This is a genomic window from Sulfobacillus harzensis (assembly GCF_012933365.1).
In the GTDB taxonomy this organism is placed as follows: domain Bacteria; phylum Bacillota; class Sulfobacillia; order Sulfobacillales; family Sulfobacillaceae; genus Sulfobacillus_B; species Sulfobacillus_B harzensis.
Window position 1 is genome coordinate 1 of sequence record NZ_JABBVZ010000031.1, and the last position, 17,557, is coordinate 17,557.

Annotated in this window: 18 protein-coding genes; 5 read left to right on the forward strand and 13 right to left on the reverse strand. The window is 58.9% G+C overall.

The window, feature by feature from the left end:
• Positions 1–54: 54 nt before the first annotated feature.
• The 3 genes from HIJ39_RS10470 to HIJ39_RS10480 are packed head-to-tail and all read right to left on the reverse strand — an operon-like array spanning position 55 to position 1,752.
• Positions 55–354, reverse strand: a complete 300-nt coding sequence (locus tag HIJ39_RS10470; protein WP_243239540.1) for a thiolase family protein — start codon at positions 352–354, stop codon at positions 55–57.
• A gap of 31 nt (positions 355–385) precedes the next feature.
• Complete coding sequence (locus tag HIJ39_RS10475) at positions 386–1,150, reverse strand: beta-ketoacyl-ACP reductase (RefSeq protein WP_169099420.1); 765 nt, start codon at positions 1,148–1,150, stop codon at positions 386–388.
• Between the two features lie 20 nt (positions 1,151–1,170).
• Complete coding sequence (locus HIJ39_RS10480) at positions 1,171–1,752, reverse strand: TetR/AcrR family transcriptional regulator (RefSeq protein WP_169099422.1); 582 nt, start codon at positions 1,750–1,752, stop codon at positions 1,171–1,173.
• 274 nt (positions 1,753–2,026) lie between these two features.
• Here HIJ39_RS10480 and HIJ39_RS10485 point away from each other — a divergent pair, with 274 nt between their 5' ends.
• From HIJ39_RS10485 to HIJ39_RS10495, 3 genes are read left to right on the forward strand one after another with little or no spacing between them, the layout of a single operon-like run.
• The gene (locus tag HIJ39_RS10485; protein WP_169099424.1) at positions 2,027–2,995 is read left to right on the forward strand and encodes a nucleoside hydrolase; all 969 of its coding nucleotides are present in this window, start codon (positions 2,027–2,029) and stop codon (positions 2,993–2,995) included.
• Positions 2,995–3,906, forward strand: a complete 912-nt coding sequence (locus tag HIJ39_RS10490; RefSeq protein ID WP_169099426.1) for a nucleoside hydrolase — start codon at positions 2,995–2,997, stop codon at positions 3,904–3,906. Before HIJ39_RS10485 ends, HIJ39_RS10490 begins: the two co-directional genes overlap by 1 nt.
• A gap of 16 nt (positions 3,907–3,922) precedes the next feature.
• Positions 3,923–5,116 (forward strand): MFS transporter, encoded by a 1,194-nt coding sequence (locus HIJ39_RS10495; RefSeq protein ID WP_169099428.1) that lies wholly within the window; start codon positions 3,923–3,925, stop codon positions 5,114–5,116.
• Positions 5,117–5,124: 8 nt separating this feature from the next.
• Here the strand turns inward: HIJ39_RS10495 and HIJ39_RS10500 are convergent, their stop codons facing one another.
• The 7 genes from HIJ39_RS10500 to HIJ39_RS10530 all read right to left on the reverse strand — a co-directional run bounded on the left by HIJ39_RS10500 (position 5,125) and on the right by HIJ39_RS10530 (position 11,814).
• Entirely contained in the window at positions 5,125–5,964 is an 840-nt protein-coding gene (locus HIJ39_RS10500; RefSeq protein ID WP_169099430.1) for a fumarylacetoacetate hydrolase family protein, read from the reverse strand.
• Between the two features lie 12 nt (positions 5,965–5,976).
• Positions 5,977–7,149: a mandelate racemase/muconate lactonizing enzyme family protein gene (locus tag HIJ39_RS10505; protein ID WP_207711607.1), complete on the reverse strand. Its 1,173-nt coding sequence runs from the start codon at positions 7,147–7,149 to the stop codon at positions 5,977–5,979.
• Between the two features lie 68 nt (positions 7,150–7,217).
• Positions 7,218–7,931 carry an ABC transporter ATP-binding protein gene (locus HIJ39_RS10510; RefSeq protein WP_169099432.1) on the reverse strand — a complete coding sequence of 238 codons (714 nt, stop codon included), beginning with the start codon at positions 7,929–7,931 and terminating at the stop codon, positions 7,218–7,220.
• 2 nt (positions 7,932–7,933) lie between these two features.
• On the reverse strand, positions 7,934–8,638 hold the full coding sequence (locus tag HIJ39_RS10515; protein ID WP_169099434.1) for an ABC transporter ATP-binding protein: 705 nt from the start codon (positions 8,636–8,638) through the stop codon (positions 7,934–7,936).
• Complete coding sequence (locus HIJ39_RS10520; RefSeq protein ID WP_207711608.1) at positions 8,631–9,584, reverse strand: branched-chain amino acid ABC transporter permease; 954 nt, start codon at positions 9,582–9,584, stop codon at positions 8,631–8,633. The genes HIJ39_RS10515 and HIJ39_RS10520 overlap by 8 nt, the downstream gene beginning before the upstream one ends.
• Entirely contained in the window at positions 9,577–10,461 is an 885-nt protein-coding gene (locus HIJ39_RS10525) for a branched-chain amino acid ABC transporter permease (protein ID WP_338055141.1), read from the reverse strand. Before HIJ39_RS10525 ends, HIJ39_RS10520 begins: the two co-directional genes overlap by 8 nt.
• A 102-nt stretch (positions 10,462–10,563) precedes the next feature.
• A complete protein-coding gene (locus HIJ39_RS10530) occupies positions 10,564–11,814 on the reverse strand; it encodes an ABC transporter substrate-binding protein (RefSeq protein WP_207711610.1) in 1,251 nt (416 codons plus the stop codon).
• Between the two features lie 201 nt (positions 11,815–12,015).
• Between HIJ39_RS10530 and HIJ39_RS10535 the strand changes: the two genes are divergently transcribed.
• Positions 12,016–12,933: an acetamidase/formamidase family protein gene (locus HIJ39_RS10535; protein WP_169099436.1), complete on the forward strand. Its 918-nt coding sequence runs from the start codon at positions 12,016–12,018 to the stop codon at positions 12,931–12,933.
• 59 nt (positions 12,934–12,992) lie between these two features.
• Here the strand turns inward: HIJ39_RS10535 and HIJ39_RS10540 are convergent, their stop codons facing one another.
• Positions 12,993–13,535 carry a dihydrofolate reductase family protein gene (locus tag HIJ39_RS10540; RefSeq protein WP_169099438.1) on the reverse strand — a complete coding sequence of 181 codons (543 nt, stop codon included), beginning with the start codon at positions 13,533–13,535 and terminating at the stop codon, positions 12,993–12,995.
• 180 nt (positions 13,536–13,715) lie between these two features.
• Positions 13,716–14,600: a LysR family transcriptional regulator gene (locus tag HIJ39_RS10545; RefSeq protein WP_243239542.1), complete on the reverse strand. Its 885-nt coding sequence runs from the start codon at positions 14,598–14,600 to the stop codon at positions 13,716–13,718.
• 110 nt (positions 14,601–14,710) lie between these two features.
• On the opposite strand from HIJ39_RS10545, the gene HIJ39_RS10550 reads away from it, so the two are divergent.
• Positions 14,711–16,183: an MFS transporter gene (locus HIJ39_RS10550; RefSeq protein WP_169099440.1), complete on the forward strand. Its 1,473-nt coding sequence runs from the start codon at positions 14,711–14,713 to the stop codon at positions 16,181–16,183.
• Positions 16,184–16,358: 175 nt separating this feature from the next.
• Here HIJ39_RS10550 and HIJ39_RS24910 read toward each other — a convergent pair whose 3' ends face one another.
• A complete protein-coding gene (locus HIJ39_RS24910; protein WP_207711612.1) occupies positions 16,359–17,540 on the reverse strand; it encodes an FAD-dependent oxidoreductase in 1,182 nt (393 codons plus the stop codon).
• Between the last annotated feature and the right edge of the window lie 17 nt (positions 17,541–17,557).

A 17,557-nucleotide genomic window follows, 5' to 3' on the forward strand; every position in this document is an offset into this window, starting at 1 on the left:
ATCCGGTACCGTTTCGCTGGAAGTGGAAGCCCGAGGACGCAAAAAGCATGGACGCTATTTAGGAATGGCTATACTAGAGGCGCAGTAGCGGCTCACCGTAGTGCCGGGCACATTCATGCCCAAACCGGATATCAGCGCCATGACCCGCGCCATGTTGTATCCCTGTTCACCCTCGGGGACACCGCAGCCCACCATCAAATCCTCGACCTCGGACCGGTCGAGGGCCGGCACCCGCTTCATGAGCGCATCCACAATGAACCCGCCCACCTCGTCGGCACGCTCATGAATTAAGCGCCCCTTGCGGGCCCGGCCAATCGGCGAGCGCACCGCATCGACGATGACGGCATCTTCCATGCGACTCTCTCCTTTGTGGATTTGTCGTTCGTTATTCTGCAGGCCCGCCGCGGACGTAAATCACCTGCCCGGAGATAAAGGAGGCCTGCTCTGAGCACAAGAAAGCCACCACATTGGCGATGTCATCGGGCACCCCCACGCGGCGAAGCGGAATACGGCTGGCCGCCCCGATCTTCAATTGGTCAGGCTCGAGCCCCAATCGCCGGGCCGTGTCTCGGGTCATGTCGGTGTCGATGAATCCCGGCGCCACCGCGTTGACATTGATGTTGAAGGGTCCCAACTCAATGGCTAATGTGCGAGTGAAGCCTTGCAGTCCGGCCTTGGCGGCCGAGTAATTGGCCTGGCCGCGATTGCCCAGTGCCGACGTAGAGGAGGTGTTGACAATCTTGCCCCACTTTTGATCCACCATATAGCGCTGCGCCTCACGGGCGCAGAGAAAGCTGCCCTTAAGGTGGGTGTTAATCACAGAATCCCAATCCTCGTCGCTCATCTTAAAGAGCAGATTGTCCCGGGTTATGCCGGCGTTATTCACCAGTACGGCAATGGGCCCAAATTGCCGGGCTGCATCCTCCATCATTGCCTTTACGGCAGTCCCGTCGGCGACATTTACCCCGTAAGCTTCCGCCTGCCCGCCTTGGGAGCGAATCTGGTTGACCGTCTCCTCGGCATCTTGCTGGCGCAAGTCCACCACCGCTACCTGGGCTCCTTCTTGCGCCAGACGCAGCGCTTCGGCACGGCCAATGCCGCGCGCTGCCCCGGTGACTACCGCCGTGCGATCCTTTAATTCGGGATACATAGGGGTCCCCTCCATCCGGATTATGACTTCGATAACGACTTTAAAAGCGTGTCGCTGTAAAATTCCGCTATCTCGGGAATCGAGCGCGGCCCTCTCTCGCGATACCAGCGATGCACGAAGTTAATCGCGCCCAGCACAAACAAGGCCGCCATCGACGCATCGGAGGGCCGAAATTGGCCGGCTTCAATACCTTGGCGGATAATCTCCTGTAAGAGTTCGCGATATCGCTTCAGAGCTTGGCGAATCTCCCGACGGTACGGCTTATCCAGCTCTCCCACGTCCCGAAAGAGGGTGACTGTGCCGGGATGCTCGAGTTGCAGGTGAATGTGCTGGCGGATGGCCCGGTCCATTTTGTCCCAAGGACTAAGAGAACTGGCGACGACCGCCTCGAGCGCCTGATTGTACGACTCGGCGGTATTCTTCAAGACCAAAAACAGCAATTCGTTCTTATTCTTAAGGTAGTGATACAACGTAGGTTTTTGCAGCTGCACCGCATCTGCGATGTCATTCAAGGTGGTGGCCACGTAGCCTTTGTCTTGAAAGCAGCGGGTGGCCGCCTCAATAATTTGCGGGAGCTTGGCAAGCGTTTCGCTGGATTCCATCTCAAAACTCCGCTTCCCTTAGATAATCGACCGTCTGGTCGGTTGGTTTTACCCTAACCATCCCCTCGGCATTTGTCAATGGGTGGGAGGGGCTTCGAACGAGGAGCGCCCGCACACTCGACAGGGATTCGCTATACGAGCGGACACCCCTCCTCGTTCAAACAGCCGGACAAGTTCCCCAAGGCGGACATGCCGCCAAAGCTCGGCCTCGTTCGAGGCTAGCGGCCAAAGAGTATAATAAGACGGACGTAATTCGACACCATTAGGAGGGCATATGCATCTCATCATTGATACGGACACCGCGGGAGACGATGTTGTCTCCCTGTTGCTGGCGCTCCACACACCATGGGTCTCCATTGTGGGCATCACCATCAATTGCGGCAATGTGGCCTTCGACTACCAGGTTGCCAACGCCCTCAAAACCATTGAGGTGGCGGGCAAGGCTGGACAAGTTCCCGTCTATCCCGGCGCGCGAAATCCGCTTCTCCGCCCCTGGGTCAATGCCGCCTATGTCCATGGCGAGGATGGCATGGGTGAGGCCTGGTACCCGCCGGTTTCGCAAACGCCGGAATCCGAGCACGCCGTGGCATTTCTCCTCGAGGCTTCACGACGCTATGCGGGGGATTTGGTGATTGTGGCTCAGGCGCCGTTGACGAATCTCGCCCTGGCCGTGCGCCAGGATCCGGAGTTTGCCCACCGTGTGAGCCATCTTTGGGTGATGGGCGGCAGCGCCAACGCAGTGGGCAACATCGAACCGCTGTCGGAATACAACTTTTATGTCGATCCGGAAGCGGCGGCCATCGTCTTTCAAGCCCACTTCAACATGACCATGGTGGGCTGGGACGTTTGCCTGGAGTCCAGCGTGCTGAACGACGCCGACCTGGCTGAGATTGAGCGTCTTGATACGCCCTTGAGTCGATTCTTTCTGCAAACCCAGCGAAAAACGCGGGAATTCAACCGCACCCAAGGGATACTGGGCACCACGCACCCCGACTCGCTCACCATGGCGATGGCATTGGATCCGACCATTCTCACCAAAAGCGCCCCCTATTTTGTGACCATCGAAACTCAAGGGCTCCACACCCGAGGCACGTCAGTTGTCGACCGATTGGGGGACTTGGGACACGAGCCGAATGCCCGGGTCTCTCTTCAGGCCAACGGTACCCGGTTCAAACGCATTTTGATGGATATGCTGGCCACGGGGAGCACCCCCATCGCGCCCCCTTCAGGAGGGATACGCTGATGGCTCAACACCCCGTGTGGCTGGACATGGATCCCGGCCACGACGATGCTCTGGCTCTTTTGGCGGCGCTTGCCACCTTGCCGGTACGGGGACTCAGCACTGTCGCGGGCAATCAAACCGTGGACAAAACATTTTTGAATGCCCGACGGGTCCTTCATGCGGCCGGGCGGGAGATACCCGTGGCGCCCGGCTATGATCGCCCGCTCTTTCGCCCACTTGTCACGGCGGGGGAAATTCATGGCGCGTCTGGCCTGGAAGGCTACACCTTTTCGCCTCTGGAGCCGGTCGATGCCCCCCATGGGCTTCAGCTTATGGCTGATGCCTTCCGAGAGTCGCCGGAGCCCATCGACATTATCGCCACCGGGCCGCAAACGAATGTGGCCGCTTTTCTGATCGGGTTCCCCCAGTGGCGGTCCCGCATCGCATCGGTGACCTTCATGGGTGGTTCTCTTAACGGCGGCAACGTGACGCCCACCGCTGAGTTCAACATTTTTGTCGATCCCGACGCCGCTCACTATGTTGTCCAGAGTGGCATTCCCACCCGCATGGTAGGCCTGGATGTCACCCATCAGGCGTTGCTTCATCCGGGTCAGTTGACGCGCTTTCTCACGTTGCGTCCGCCGCTGGGCGAGATGCTTTATGGATTGTTCAGCTTTTTCGGCCGCCACGAACCTAACGCCGGCGCGGATGGCATGCCCATCCACGATGTGCTGTCGGTGGCCGCCCTCATCCACCCGGAGTTCTTCCGCTGGATGAAGACCCCGCTCGGCGTGGAACGGCAAGATGGCGAACGCCTCGGCCAGACCATTCCGGCCTCCTCCGGACCGCCTATTGAGGTGGCGGTCGATATCGATACTGAGCGATTCTTTGCCTGGCTGTGGCAATCGCTGAGCGCATATCAAATTGATTAAACAGCAAGGGGAGGCCATGGCTTACATTCGCCTTAACACCCCCGACTTTCGGCGGGCTATTTCCGCGTTGTTTCTCGGCGCTCTCGTCACCTTTGCGGTGCTCTACAGCGTTCAGCCGCTGCTGCCCGTGTTGGCGGGTCACTTTCGCGTCAGCCCAGCAGAGGCCAGCCTCTCGCTTTCCTTCAGCACCCTCTTTATGGGCCTGGCCATGGTTGTCGCGGCGCCACTGTCCCTCCGATGGGGGCCCAAGCGCATCATGACGCTCTCCATGGCAAGTGCTGCCGTTCTGGCTCTAGCGAGCGCCGTCACCCCGACCTTTTGGGCGCTTCTGGTGATCCGTTCGCTGATGGGGGTGGCACTGGCCGGCCTGCCCGCAGTCGCCATGGGCTATGTGAGCGAAGAAATTGAGCCCCAAGCCCTGGGACAGGCCATGGGGATGTATGTGAGCGGGACAACCATTGGGGGCATGGGCGGAAGGATTCTGGTGGGAATGCTCACAGACCTCTGGGGTTGGCGGGGAGCGTTGGGAATGATCGGCGGCCTCAGCATTCTCCTCACCGTGTGGTTCTTTCGCAATTTGCCCCGAACCCGCCGCTTTCAGAGAGATCCTGACGCCTTTCATCATCTGTGGCCGGCTGTCCGGGAGAATTTCCGGGATCCGGGTCTGATTCTCCTCTATGCCCTGCCCTTTTTGCTGATGGGGTCGTTTGTCACGGTTTACAACTACATTACCTTCCTATTGACGGCGCCCCCCTATCGGCTCAGCCAAACGGTGGTAGGCTGGGTCTTTGTCGTCTATTTATTCGGCACGGTGAGCTCCGCCTGGCTAGGCCGAATGGCCGACCACCGCGGGCGGCCCCGGATGCTGTTTTTGGCCATTGCCCTTATGCTGGCGGGGCTTTTGACAACCTTGGTTGTCTGGCTTCCCGGCCGCATCGCGGGTTTGGCGCTAATGACCTTTGGCTTTTTCGGAGCGCATTCGGTAGCCAGTGGATGGGTAGGCCGGCGGGCGGCGACTTCTGCCGCCCAAGCCTCCTCGTTGTACCTCTTCTTCTATTACGCGGGATCATCCATCTTCGGAGCGGTCGGCGGCATCTTTTGGAGCGCTTGGCGCTGGCCTGGAGTCATCGGGTTGGTCAGCGTCTTGGTGTTGTTGGCGCTCATTGCCGCCGCTATCTTAAGTCGGCTTAAACCCCGTACCGCCTCTTGATACTCGCCTTAGCCGATATGGGTCGTGAGTTCCCCCAACCCCTCGACAGCCACCGTCAAGGTCTCGCCAGGGCTCAACCACTTTCGGGCGGCCGGATCTTGGCCCATAATGACCCCCTCGGGCGTGCCGGTAAAGAGAAGATCCCCGGGCTCCAGGGTAATGTAGCGCGAAATATAGCTAATCAGAAACCGACAGGAGAAAATCATCTGGTCCGTGTTGGAGTGTTGGACCAACTGGCCGTTGCGGTAGCCCCGAATCTCGAGGTGGTCGGGATTCGGAACTTCGTCAGCAGTGACAATATAGGGACCGATCGGTGCCAACCCGTCGGCAGCTTTGCCCAAAAGCCACTGCGGGGTCCGGAACTGCAAGTCCCGGGCCGAGAGGTCGTTGCCGTTGGTGTAGCCGAAGACGTAGTTTAAGGCGTCCTGTTCACTCACATTTTGGGCGCGCCGTCCCATCACAATCACCAGCTCGGCCTCATAGTCGAGCTGCTCGGAATCCCCTGGGGCACGCACGGTTGCTCCGTCGCCAACCAAGCTACTGACATACTTATTGAACAACACCGGATGCGTGGGTATCTCAAAGTGGCCTTCAGCTACGTGGGGCCGATAATTGAGGCCGACGCAGATTATTTTCCCAGGCTCGGGCACCGGGGGCAGGAGACGATATTGTTCCAGAGGCTGCCGGCGGCCCTCTTCCGCCTCGCGGACCTGGGCTTTTAACTCCTGAAGCCCCTCGTCCCCCCGGCGGAGAATGTCGGCCATACTCCCGTCGGCGGCGTAGACGCCCCCTTCGGTCACGATGGCCAACTCTTGATGATGATGCACTTCAGCGCAAGCCAACTTCATTGCTCATTCCTCCTATTCATGCAGGCTCTTCAACAACGGATAGAGGGCCGCCTTATGTTCAAACCCAATTCCGGGCGTCTTTGGAAGTCGCACATAGCCGTCGTCCACCTGATACCCATCGGCAAACCCGCCGAAGGGCTGAAACACGCCGGGATATGATTCGTTTCCCCCTAACCCTAACCCGGCGGCCAAATGGAGCGACAACTGATGGCCGCCGTGGGGAATGACCCGCCGGGCCGACCAGCCGTGCTCCCTCAGTACCGCCAGCGTCCGAAGATACTCCACCACACCATAGCTTAAGGCACAGTCGAACTGCAGATAGTCGGTTTCCGGGTGCATCCCGCCATAACGGAGCAGGTTGCGCACGTCTTGATGGGAGAAAAGATTCTCCCCCGTGGCCATAGGGCCGGGATAATATTGACTCAACGCGGCTTGCAGTCCGTAGTCGAGCGGATCGCCCGCCTCTTCATACCAAAAGAGCCCATAGGGCGCAAGCGCATCGGCATAGGCGATGGCTGTCCGAAGATCGAAGCGGCCGTTGGCGTCGACGGCCAACCGCGACCCGTCGCCGTCCAACACCTCAATCACGGCCTCGACGCGGCGCACATCCTCGGCGAGATCGGCACCGCCAATCTTCATCTTGACCACCCGGTAGCCTAAATCAAGATATTGCCGCATCTCATCCTGCAGCGCCCCGAGGCCCTTGCCGGGTTGATAATAGCCGCCCGCGGCATAGACAAACACGCGATCGTCAGTGTTCCCGTCGCCGTATTGCTCAGCCAAGAGGCGATAGAGCGGCTTCTCGGCAATCTTTGCCGCCGCATCCCACACCGCCATATCCAAGACGCCCACGGCTACCGATCGTTCACCATGTCCCCCCGGTTTTTCTCCCGTCATAAGGACCTGCCAGATGCGGTGCGGATCAAGGTTGTCACCGGACTCATTCACTAAAAGCGCCGGATCCGCTGCGAGCAGGCGGGGGATGAAGCGCTCACGGAGAAGCCCGCCTGCCCCGTAACGCCCGTTGGAATTAAAACCATACCCGACGACCGGCCGCCCCTCGCGCACCACGTCCGTCACGACCGCCACCACTGACGCAGTCATGGTGGAAAAGTCGATATAGGCATTGCGGATGTTGGATTGGATGGGAACAGTCTTTTCGTGAATTGCTGTAATGCGCACCATCACGCCACCTTTCTTCGGGTTGCTTGGACGGCTTTTTGAAAAAGGCCCGCCTGCCGACGGGCCTCTTTTTAAACCGCGTCGACGCCGAAATAGGCGCGCCGAATGGCGTCGTTTCTTTGCAGCTCGTCCACCGTCCCGTTGAAAATCATACGCCCGGAATCTAACACATAGACCCGCGTGGCGACTTCCAGAAACTTAATGTTCTGCTCGGCGATGAGAAAGGCGATGTTTCGCCCCTCAAGGCTTTTGACAAGATTCAATATTTCCGTCACCAGTAACGGCGACAGGCCGGCGGAGGGTTCATCCATAATTAAAAGCTTGGGGTCGCCCATGAGCGCCCGAGCCGCCGCCAGCATCTTGCGCTGGCCCCCACTGAGACTGGCAGCCGCCTCCTGCCGGCGTTCCTTTAAAATGGGGAACTCCTCGAACATGGCCTCCATCTTGGACTTGAGTTTCTCGCGGGAGGAGAAATACCCGCCGATGCGAAGATTGTCCTCCACCGATAAATCGGCAATAATCCCCACTTCCGACATGTAAGCCATGCCGCGACGGACGCGGCCGTCGATTCGCAGTCGGTGCACCGGCTGCCCGTCAAACTCAACGGTTCCGCTCCAGAGCGGTAAAAGCCCCACCAGGGACTTCAGCAAGGTGGTCTTGCCGGCACCGTTGGATCCCAGCACCACCACCCGTTCGCCGGCTTTGACCTCCAAGGCTGCGTCCCAGAGAATTTGCAGCTGGTCATAGCCGGTGTTCATTCCTTCGGCCTTCAGCAATGCGTCCATGACTAGCCCCCCAAGTAGACTTCCACGACCGTCGCATCTTGCGCCGCAGCCGCCAAGCTCCCCTCGAAAATCTCCTTGCCCGCGTTCATCACAATCACCCGTTCGGCCAACTGATTCACGAAGCCCATGAGATGCTCAACCACCAACAGGGCGACTCCTTTGCTGGCCACCTCACGAAGCTTGGCGGCCAGCTCAGTGAGTTCCGCCGGATTCATGCCGGCGGCCAATTCGTCAACCAGCAACAACTTGGGAGCGCCTGCCAGCGCCCGAGCCAGATCCAACAGCTTCTGCTGCCCGCTGTTCAGCGTACTGGCCATTCGATCGCGGACATCGTCCAATCCGACGAAGGCTAGCGGATCGTCCACCAGCGGCGTGGCCGCCCGAATGTTGCGGTGCGCCACATCCACATTTTCCTCGACCGTCAGAGCCTTGAAGGGTTTGGGAATCTGAAAGGTACGGTTGATGCCGAGACGGGCCAGGGCGGACATGGGAAGCCCATTGATGCGCTGGCCCTGGAAGACAACCTCTCCCTCATCGGCGCGGTACAATCCGGAGATGACATTGATGCAGGTGGTCTTTCCCGAGCCGTTGGGACCCACCAGGGCGAGTATTTCGCCAGGACGGATGCTCAGACTAACCCCGTCCAGCGCCCGGAAGCCGCCGAATTTCTTGACCACCTGCCGCACCTCAAGGACGTTCTCAGACATTCATGACCGCCCCCTTCTGCTCAACCTGGCGAGACTTTCGGCGCCGCCCAATCAGCGACATCACCCCGTTGGGCAAAAACAGCACCAGGGCCACAATCAAAAGCCCATAGACAAGCTGGAAATACTGCGGCGTGGAAATGCCAATCCAGTTGTACAGCCCATAGAGAACCACCGTGCCGATGATGGGGCCCCAGACGGTGGCCCGCCCGCCAAAGAGCGTGAATACAATGGCGAAGATGCTGATATTCAAGTCAAACACGGAATTCGGATAGAAGACCGAGATGTGCCAAGCGTATATGGCCCCCGCCAGCCCAGCGATGAGAGCGCTCGCCAACCACGCCAGAGTACGTGTGCGCACAATATTTACCCCGGCCATGCCGGCACTCACCGGATCATCGCGCAGAGCCAAGAGCGAGAAGCCAAACGACGAGCGTCGCAGCCAAATCACAAACGCCACCGCCACCAGCACCAGCACTAGCATTAGCCAATAGCTGAGCGTGGCGTTGAACACCGGAGCAAGGTTAATGCCGTACGGCCCGTTCGTGACCTTCTGCAAATTGGGATTGGCCACCACATTGTAGACAATCTCCGCCGCCGCCAAACTGCCAATGGCAAAGTAGGCGCCGGAAAGGCGCAGCATGGGCAGCAGGATGACGCTAATCAACACGGCGATCACGCCGCCGGCCAGAATGCCGAGCAGTACAGGCCAGTGCAACTGAAGCACCACCACGGAGGCACCATACGCGCCTGCGCCAAAGAACCCCACATACCCAAAGGGCAAATATCCGGTAAATCCGTACAACACGTTAATCCCCTGCGCCAGCGCCAAAAACGCCATCATCTGGAAGAGCGTGGCGGGATTGTTGAACACCGTGTAGGGGCCCACCGCGAAGATGAGCACCAGCACGATAAGCGGGAGCCCCATTGAACCCAGACGCTTAAGCATAGCGAGCCCCCTTACCTAAGATTCCCCCGGGCCGCACCAAGAGGATGATGAGCAGCAAAACGAAGGGTGCCATGGCTGACCACGAGGGCAAATAGCTTTGCATCAAAAATTGCGCGACCCCGTACACCACACCACCGATAATGGTACCCAAGGGATTTCCCAGGGCGCCAATGACGATGATGGCGAAGGAGGTGACGGTAATCCCTACCCCCATCGTGGTATAGATCCCGCCCAGCATGAATGGCGTTAACGCACCGGCAATACCAGCCAAAGCCAACCCAATGCCGAACGCGATCGCCGACACCCGATTGACATTGATGCCGCTGGCGGCCGTTTCCTCCCGGTTTCCCATCACGGCCCGGGTAGCCCGGCCGAGCTTGCTACGGTACAAGAACAGGTACAGCAGGGCCAGTGCCACGGCGCTCACCAAGACGCTCACCCACCAGGCGGTTTCAAACTGCTGACCAAAAATGACCAGTGGGTGGTTGCCAAACACGTTGGGGTTCATCGTCTGGGTGTTTTGTCCGAAGGCCAACGTGGCCAGCGCCTCAATCGCCTGCGAGACGCCAAAGAACAAAATCAAGGAAAGCATTTCCGGGTCCTGCGACTTCAAAAGACGAGGCACGATGCCATAATAGAGCGCCATGCCGACAATTCCGAACGCCACGATCTCCGCCAAAATCGTAATCAAGGGGTTGATGTGGGACGTGCTGTAGGCGACATACGCTCCATAGGCGCCCAGCATGACGAAATCGCCGTGGGCCAGATTCACCATCTTGAGGACCCCGAATACGAGATTCAGACCGAGCCCCAAGAGCGCGTAAAAGAAGCCGAACAGGATACCGCCGATAATGCTGTATGCAAGAATTGTCTCCACCAACCTTCCTAAGCAATCATGACGCGCAAGAAAATGAGAAAATCCGGCCGAGGTTCGCCTCGTATGGGGAAGCGTCGCCCCGGCCGGACTCCCGAGGCCGGCTTACTGCTCGCCTTTAATGGTGCTTTCGTAAATGTGAATGCCCAATTGGCCGTTGTTGTCACTCCACTGGCCGATGGGGAACGGCAAGCCTTCCTGAGCCCCGGTCTTGGTGTTGATCTTGAAGGTACCCTCAATGGTGGTTACCTTGCCGGAGAAGGTGTTGACTGCCTGGCGAAATGCCGTCTGCTTCAGGCTGGTGGCTGTCGCCAGCGTCTTTTGCAAAATCAGTCCGGTGTTGTACCCAGCGATGTTCTCAAAGTCAATACTGCTCACGCCAGCATACTTCTCAAATTTGGACGTAAACTGAGACAGAGACATGCCGTAGTTGACCCCGGTCACCTTGGTCAGCGGCGGTGCCGCATACGTGTAGGTGCCGGCCAAATTGCTCACCCCAATGTCCTTGGCGAACAGCGCCGACTCCTGGCCGGGGAAGATGGTAAACACCTTGGGAAACTTGTATTTGCTGGCATCGACCGCCTGCAGGAAGGGAATATCGTTGGTGTCATAGCCCAACTCCACGACCATGTCGGGATGAGTCGCCGCCACGCTGTTCAAAAGCGCTGAGAAGTTGGTGGTGCTGGTCGGTACCGGATGGTTATACACCGGCGTGACTCCGGCCGCCTTGAGGTTGCTCACCAAGGTGGTGTCCTGAGCGCCGGTAAAGTCGTTGGACCCGTAAATAATGGCTACGCGCTTGATGTTGTTGTGCAAGATATAGTTGGAGAGCGAGTCCGGCCACAAAGACGAGGCCTGAATGGACGTCAAAACAATATACGGATTGGGAGGATTGCTGTCGAAGAACGTGGTCCCTGACCCAGACTGGTCGAACAGGAGCATCTTGTTCTCCTGGGCAATCGGCACACCCACCGACGTGAGCACCGACCCGAAGTCCGCTACCAGCATATTCACATGATTCTGGGTGATGAGCTGCTGATACTGGGTGGTGGCTGTCTGGGTGGAGCTCTGGTCGTTATACGCGACCAGCTTTATCTTCTCTTTTTTGCCGGTCGCCTTGACATATACGCCGCCTTGAGCATTGACCTCATGGGCCCAAAACTTCAAACCTTGATACTCCCCCATCGACGAGGTCGAAAATTGTCCAGATGAGGCATATAGTGTCCCCACCGTGATGGTTCCGCCGCTGGCGGTTGTCGAACCGCCACCGCCGCCCACCCCGCTTCCGCAACCGGAAATGACCGCAGTCAATCCCAGAACGGAAGCCGCCATAATCGACATGGATCCCTTTGTCATGTGTGTCCTCCTTAGTTTGAGGGCTTGTATGAAATCAGGAAACTATCACGAGTCTATACTATCCTTTGCAAACAATGCAACGATTGTTTTAATTAGCAAGGTTCGACTTAGCAGCTCTTATTGTCGATATTTGTCGGAAATCTCACGGAAGGAAGACGATACGCGGGCGGCGAAGTTCTTGGAAAAGAAAGGAGCAATTTCATGGCCACATTTCATTTGCGGACCGACACCACCCATGCGACCTGGAATCGGGATCAGAGGCCGGCGATTCATGTCAGCCCCGGCGACGTGGTGACATTGGATATCTTGGACTCCTCGGACGGGCAGGTGCATCCGGACTCAACTGTCGACACAGTCGCCAACTTGGACTTCGGGCGGGTCAACCCGGTGACCGGACCGGTTTTCGTGGATGGCGCCCAGCCGGGCGACGCCCTGGTCATCACCGTCATGGCGGTCGACGTCGCCGACTGGGGATGGACAGCCAATATTCCAGGATTTGGCCTGCTGTCCGACGCCTTCCCCGAACCCCATCTTCGCATCTCGCAGATTACCGCAGGATATGCCCAAATGCTCCCAGGAATCCGGGTGCCCATTTGTCCCTTCATCGGCACCATCGGACTCGCTCCAGAGATCCCAGGCGATCACCCGCTGGTCCCCCCTACCGTCCAAGGGGGCAACATGGACGTTCGCCACGTGACAGCCCACAGCCGACTCTGGCTTCCCGTCGCCGTACCCGGAGCGCTGTTGTCGGTGGGCGACACCCACGCGGCGCAAGGCGACGGTGAGGTGGCCGGAACCGCCATCGAAACCTCGGGTCAGGTGACGCTTAAAATCGATGTGAAGAAGAAGCTCGCCTTAAAAAGCCCGGAACTCGAGACCGATCCGCGCTCTCACCGCCAGGGCCCCGCGTGGGTGACCACCGGAATCGGCCCTGATCTGTTTCGGGCGGCCCGCCAGGCTGTCGAACACATGATTGAGCGCCTAGCCCGCGAGCTGCGTTTGGCACCAGATGATGCCTATCTCCTGTTAAGCGCAGCCGGCGATCTTAAGATTTCCGAGATTGTTGACGCCCCCAATTGGGTGGTGTCGATGCACCTTCCCACTCATTTGTGGGACTAGCAATCTGTGCAGCAGGCGTGAGGGCAATCAGCCGCGAGCGTCTTTTTGTCCTGGACCGTTTACATGGGCAGTCCGCGAACTTCCCGGGTACGATAGCGTAGTTCTGCGAACTGGCCCATTCGGCGAACGTCGGTCAGTTCCAGCACGGTCTCCGTGGCGATGCGATGGAACAACGGAATCCCCTGGCCGATGATGCGCGGAACCACCTGCACAATATACTCGTCAATTAGTCCTTCAGCGATGAGTGGCGCGAGCAGTAGGCCGCCGCCCACGACCCAAATGCGACCGGGAGCCCGCTGTTTCAGGTCCCGTACAAAAGCCGTCGGGTCCTCTTGAACGAAGGTCACCTCTTGGTTGCCTTGCCGGTTGGTTCGCGAAAAGACATAAGAAGGCTTCCCAGCATAAGGCCAGGCGCGGCCGCCGCGAACAACTTCGTCGTACGTTACCCGTCCCATGACCACGGTATCAATCGTGGCGTAGAAGGCCTCGTAGCCGATATCTTCCGCGTCCTTTTCGGCCTCAAACAGCCAGTCGAGCGCTTGGTTCTCCCGGGCCAAGTAGCCGTCGAGACTCACTGCCCCGTAGAATACGACGTCACCCATGTTCCCTCCAAAGGTTAATCTTGTGGTCCCGATAGTCTATCACATTCCGCGATGCGTCGCGCTGATTCGGCATTATCCCGTCACGAAGGTCGGGCGGATGTTTGAACTCCGCCGTAAACTCACTGCCTAAACTATAAAAAGGGCGACCGCATCCCACGCGCGAGTCGCGTACCTAGATCATCAAACAGGGCGCTGCGACGCCGACTCCATGAAACGCACGGCGGCCCGCACCGCCCGCCGTAAAAGGTGGTTGGGTGAATAGATGAGAATCATTTCTCGGTAGGCGCGCGGAACCAAGGGGGCAGCATGCACCAAGCCGGCCTGCTGGTAAATGCGGGCCATGGGTGCCGGCACCACGGAGACGCCTAGCCCTGCCGCCACAAATCCGATCACGGTGGCGATGCCCCGCGCCTCATAGCGGACGTCTGGTTGCAAATCTTGGGAATGAAACAACTCCAGCACACGGCGTGATAGTCCATGTCCGACGGCAAAGCCGACAAAGGGACGCGCCGCTAAATCGCGAAATTCCGCCGCTTGCACCGGCTTTTCTTCATTAGCGGGAAAAATCGCCAGCAGTTCCTCTTTCCAGAGGCGGCTAATCCCCACGTCGGTTGCCGCCATGGGCAGCGATCCTAGTGCCAAATCCAGACTCCCGCGCCGCACCCCTTCGACCAACTGGGCGGTGTACATCTCATGCACGTCAATCTTCAAGCCCGGGTATCGCTGCACCAGTCCGCGGTAGAGATCAGGGAAACGGTGGGCCGAGGCTGTCGGGACAATGCCCATCTTGATTTCTCCCTGCACCATTTCCCGGTCGAGATCATCGGCAAAGGCCTCCACCTCCGCTACAATCCGCCGCGCCCGTTCCACCAGCACCATAGCTTCCGGCCGAACTCGAGTCCCCTTTGCGTCACGATCGAAAATCCGTTGGCCGACATGCTCTTCTAAAAGCTGCACTTGGCGGCTCACGGCCGGCTGGGTCATATCCAGATGGAAGGCGGCCTGCGACAACGATCCGTATTCGGCGATGGCCACCAAAATGCGAAGCTGGGGCAAACTGACCATACTGTCCACCCGTCCCATAACAAAATTTTATATCTCATTATATCCAAAAACCGCTTGGGTAGCGCCGTCTCCGGGCGCACCATGAGGAAGAAAGGAATGGGATCCGTGATATGTCTTTGAGAACAACCGCGCACTACAAGTGGTGGGCATTGTCAGCCACCAGCCTGGGCATGCTAATGGCGGTCTTAAACGGCACGACGCTGCTCATTGCCCTGCCGACGCTGGTGCGTGCCCTCCATATGAGCGCCTTTCTCTCCATCTGGGTGCTGTTGAGCTATATGGTGGTGCAGACCGCGCTGGTCCTAACCGTGGGACGACTGTCGGATATTTTCGGCCGCAAGCGCTTGTACGTTGCCGGCTTTCTGCTCTTCACGGCCGCGGCCTTGGCGGCCGGTCTTGCGCCCAACGGGGTAACCCTCTTGGTCATCCGGGCCATTCAGGCGATCGGCGGAGCCCTGGTGATGGGAAACGCCACCGCCATAGTGTCGGACGCATTTCCTCGCCACCAGTTGGGTCTAGCGCTCGGCATCAACTCCATTGTCATTGCCCTGGGTCAGGTTTTGGGACCGATTTTAGGAGGGCTTCTTATCACCGTGCTTCCGTGGCACTGGGTCTTCTGGTTTAACGTGCCCATTGGCCTCATGGGCAGCGTTTGGGCTTGGCTGCAATTGAAGGATGTGGTGGCGCCCACTCGCGAGCCCCGTATCGACTATGCGGGAAACGCCGCCTACATGGCCGGCCTCACCAGTCTCTTGGTGGGTGTCACGGCGGGGGGCGTAGAGGGATGGAGCAGTCCCATCAGCTTTGGTGCGATCGCGCTCGGCGTGGCCGCATTCGGTCTCTTCCTGGCGGCCGAACAGCGTGCCCCCTATCCCCTGTTCAGCCTCTCCTTGTTTAAAAACCGCCTATTCGCCATGGGCAATGTGGCCAACCTCTTCATCGCCATGGGGCGCGGCGCCATTGTGCTGTTGTTCGTCTTCTATTTCCAAGGCGGCCGGGGCGATTCGCCGCTTCAAGCCGGCATTCTCGTCATCCCCTTGGCCATTGCCATGGGCGTGACAGCACCGCTTTCCGGATGGATCGCCGACCGCGTGGGCGCTCGAGGACCGGCAAGCTTAGGGGCGCTCTTGGTGGCGGTGGGACTATTGGGCTTCGCCACCACCCTGACCATCACCAGCGCGTATTCCACCATTGCTGCTTGGATGGTGCTGGTGGGAATCGGCAACGGTCTCTTCAACTCCCCCAACACCAGCTCGATTATGAACGCCGTCGCTACCAACCAGCGCGGTGTCGCAGCCGGCACCCGCACGATGCTGCTCAACACCGGCAACGTCTTTTCCACCGCCTTTGTGCTGGCGCTGATCGCGTCCAAATTGCCCGCCCGGGTGACCATGGCGATTCTTTCCGGGACCACCGGATCGCTCTCACCGGCGCAATTAGGAAGCTTTTCGGAGGTCCTGCGCTTGGCGTTTCTGATTATGGCGCTCATCGCGCTGGGGGCCGCCTGTCTCTCCTGGCTTCGCGGCAGTGCCCGCCCACAAGTTCAGCCCGAGACTCAAGGACAGATATCACGAGTCTCTTAACATGAAACACAAGGGGCTGACTCAAAAGGCTTTTGCCCTAAAATTTTCTCCCACCTGACCCCCGAAAACAGGGAGGTAGATGACCCGCTTCCTCCACTAACCGGGGTAAAACGGGCACATTTTAGGGATGGCATCACTGCCAAGGTACCTTTTGAGTCAGCCCCTTGTCATGCGGCTACAATTTCGAAAGCAGCACCCGGGCCGCCACCTGCACCGGATCCCAGACATCGGAAAAAGGCGGCGCGTAGCCTAGATCGAGATCCAAGAGGTCAGCCACCGTCATTTCCGCCGTAAGCGCCGTAGCCACCGTATCAATACGGAGTGCGCTTCCCGGACCTCCGGTAATTTGGCCGCCGACGAGGCGCCCGCTCCCCTTTTCGGCCAAGATCTTGACGCGAATGGGCGCCACATCGGGGAAATACCCCAATTTAGTCTCACTCTGAATCGCGGCAGCCACGCTCTCGATCCCCGCATCGGCTGCCTCGCGGGACGAGAGGCCGGTTCTAGCCACCTCCAGGTCGCCCACCTCGGTGACGGCGGTGCCCACCACCCCCGGAAAGACCGCCTTCCCGCCGGCGAGATTGAGGCCCACAATGCGCCCTTGTTTATTGGCCACAGTGGCTAAAGGTATGTAGACTGGCCGTTTGGATACGCGGTGGAAGGTCTCAGCCACGTCACCGGCGGCCCAAATATGAGGTACGTTGGTACGTAAATCGGGTGCAACCCGCACCGCCTCCCGCACACCCAGCTCGATACCCGCGGTGCGCGCGATCTGGCTTTGAGGCTTAACCCCCAATCCCACCACGACAATTTCGGCGGGGATGACCTCACCCCCGGCCAATACCCCCGAGACCTTTCCATTGGCGCTCAGCACTGCTTCCAAGCCAACGCCAAGTTTGACGTCCACCCCTAGCTGGCTTAGCGCTTTCTCAATGTCTTGGGCCATATCAGGGTCCATACTGCCCATGAGCTGATCGGCTTTCTCAATCAGCGTCACCTTGATGCCGAGCCGGATTAGGTTGTCGGCCATCTCCAGACCAATGTACCCGCCGCCCGCCACCACCGCACGCTTTGGCTTTTCCTGCTCAATCCAGGTGCGCATGGCTACGCCGTCGTTAAGCGTCTTTACGGTAAAGACGCCGGGGCTGGTGATATTGTCAACATCCGGATAAATGGGGGCCGAGCCGGTGGCAATGACCGGTTCGTCATAGGGCTCGCGCCGCGCGTGTCCATCGCTGTCCACCACCTCGAGACGCTGGGCTTTCGCATCGATACTGACGGCCTCATGGCCGACCCAGACCCGAATTCCCGACTTTGCCCAAAATTGATCGGGGGTCCGTGCGACAAGCTCATTCACATCGTCGACAAACTTGC

Coding starts and splice junctions, on each gene's coding strand:
- HIJ39_RS10470 (WP_243239540.1), bottom strand. CDS start 354: ATGGAAGATGCCGTCATCGTCGATGCGGTGCGCTCGCCGATTGGCCGG.
- HIJ39_RS10475 (WP_169099420.1), bottom strand. CDS start 1,150: ATGTATCCCGAATTAAAGGATCGCACGGCGGTAGTCACCGGGGCAGCG.
- HIJ39_RS10480 (WP_169099422.1), bottom strand. CDS start 1,752: ATGGAATCCAGCGAAACGCTTGCCAAGCTCCCGCAAATTATTGAGGCG.
- HIJ39_RS10485 (WP_169099424.1), top strand. CDS start 2,027: ATGCATCTCATCATTGATACGGACACCGCGGGAGACGATGTTGTCTCC.
- HIJ39_RS10490 (WP_169099426.1), top strand. CDS start 2,995: ATGGCTCAACACCCCGTGTGGCTGGACATGGATCCCGGCCACGACGAT.
- HIJ39_RS10495 (WP_169099428.1), top strand. CDS start 3,923: ATGGCTTACATTCGCCTTAACACCCCCGACTTTCGGCGGGCTATTTCC.
- HIJ39_RS10500 (WP_169099430.1), bottom strand. CDS start 5,964: ATGAAGTTGGCTTGCGCTGAAGTGCATCATCATCAAGAGTTGGCCATC.
- HIJ39_RS10505 (WP_207711607.1), bottom strand. CDS start 7,149: ATGGTGCGCATTACAGCAATTCACGAAAAGACTGTTCCCATCCAATCC.
- HIJ39_RS10510 (WP_169099432.1), bottom strand. CDS start 7,931: ATGGACGCATTGCTGAAGGCCGAAGGAATGAACACCGGCTATGACCAG.
- HIJ39_RS10515 (WP_169099434.1), bottom strand. CDS start 8,638: ATGTCTGAGAACGTCCTTGAGGTGCGGCAGGTGGTCAAGAAATTCGGC.
- HIJ39_RS10520 (WP_207711608.1), bottom strand. CDS start 9,584: ATGCTTAAGCGTCTGGGTTCAATGGGGCTCCCGCTTATCGTGCTGGTG.
- HIJ39_RS10530 (WP_207711610.1), bottom strand. CDS start 11,814: ATGACAAAGGGATCCATGTCGATTATGGCGGCTTCCGTTCTGGGATTG.
- HIJ39_RS10535 (WP_169099436.1), top strand. CDS start 12,016: ATGGCCACATTTCATTTGCGGACCGACACCACCCATGCGACCTGGAAT.
- HIJ39_RS10540 (WP_169099438.1), bottom strand. CDS start 13,535: ATGGGTGACGTCGTATTCTACGGGGCAGTGAGTCTCGACGGCTACTTG.
- HIJ39_RS10545 (WP_243239542.1), bottom strand. CDS start 14,600: ATGGTCAGTTTGCCCCAGCTTCGCATTTTGGTGGCCATCGCCGAATAC.
- HIJ39_RS10550 (WP_169099440.1), top strand. CDS start 14,711: ATGTCTTTGAGAACAACCGCGCACTACAAGTGGTGGGCATTGTCAGCC.